The sequence below is a fragment of the Kineococcus vitellinus genome, assembly GCF_009906315.1.
GTDB classification, from domain to species: Bacteria; Actinomycetota; Actinomycetes; order Actinomycetales; family Kineococcaceae; genus Kineococcus; species Kineococcus vitellinus.
Genome location: NZ_JAAALL010000563.1, coordinates 1 through 1,172, shown reverse-complemented (window position 1 = coordinate 1,172; position 1,172 = coordinate 1). Strand labels below are relative to the sequence as shown.

1 protein-coding gene is annotated in these 1,172 nt (G+C 76.8%); it reads left to right on the top strand.

Annotated features, from left to right (window positions below; all coding sequences use genetic code 11):
- Positions 1–91: 91 nt before the first annotated feature.
- A complete protein-coding gene (locus GTQ99_RS23415; protein WP_420814618.1) occupies positions 92–1,123 on the top strand; it encodes an aldo/keto reductase in 1,032 nt (343 codons plus the stop codon).
- Positions 1,124–1,172 lie beyond the last annotated feature (49 nt).

Here is a 1,172-nt window from a genome sequence, read left to right as displayed (position 1 = left end):
GCCCGCTGCCCGCCGCGCACCCGGCGCGGGAGCGGGCACCGGCCCCCGCGAGCACGCCCGCGAGCAGCACCCACCACCCGGAGGAACAGTGATCACCGAGGACCGCGCCGACCGCTCCTGGCGCCCCTACCCCGAGCGCTACCGCGACGCGCGGTACCGCCGCGCCGGGCGCAGCGGCCTGCTGCTCCCGCCGGTCTCGCTGGGCCTGTGGCAGAACTTCGGCGCCGACCGCCCGCTGGAGGGCGCCCGCGCGGTGCTGCGGCGCGCGTTCGACCGCGGTGTCACCCACGTCGACCTGGCCAACAACTACGGCCCGCCCTACGGCGCGGCGGAGGAGACCTTCGGGCAGGTGCTGCGCAGCGACCTGGCCCCGTACCGCGACGAGCTCGCGGTGGCCACCAAGGCCGGCTACGACATGTGGCCCGGGCCCTACGGCGACGGCGGCTCGCGCAAGTACCTGCTCGCCTCCCTCGACGCCTCGCTGCGCCGCACCGGGTTGAGCTACGTCGACGTCTTCTACCACCACCGGCGCGACCCCGGCACGCCGCTGGAGGAGACCGCCGGCGCCCTCGACGCCGCCGTGCGCTCCGGCAAGGCGCTGTACGTCGGGGTGTCGAACTACTCGCCCGAGGACGTCACCCTCGTGGCGGACCTGCTGCGCCAGCTCGGCACGCCGCTGACCCTGGTGCAGCCGCGGTACTCCATGTTCGACCGCCGCCCCGAGGCCGGGCTGGCGCAGGCCGCCGAGCGCGCCGGGGCGGGGCTGGCGGTGTTCTCGCCGCTGGCGCAGGGACGACTCACCGACCGCTACCTCGACGGCGTCCCGGAGGGTTCGCGCGCCACCCGCAGCGCCTACCTGTCCGCCGCGGACGTCACCGAGGACGTGCGCGAGCGCGCCCGGGCGCTGGACCGCGTCGCCGCCGCGCGCGGGCAGAGCCTGGCGCAGCTGGCGCTGCGCTGGGTGCTGCGCGAGGAGCGCACCACCACCGCGCTCATCGGCGCCAGCAGCGTCGCCCAGCTCGACGCCAACCTCGACGCCCTCGACGGCCCCGCCCTGGAGGCCGGCGAGCTGGCCGAGATCGACCGCCACGCCGCACCGGCCGGGGAGTCCCTGCCCGTCTGAGGCGGGCCCCCGAACTCCCGAACCCCCTCGAAACCCCGAGAACCCGAAC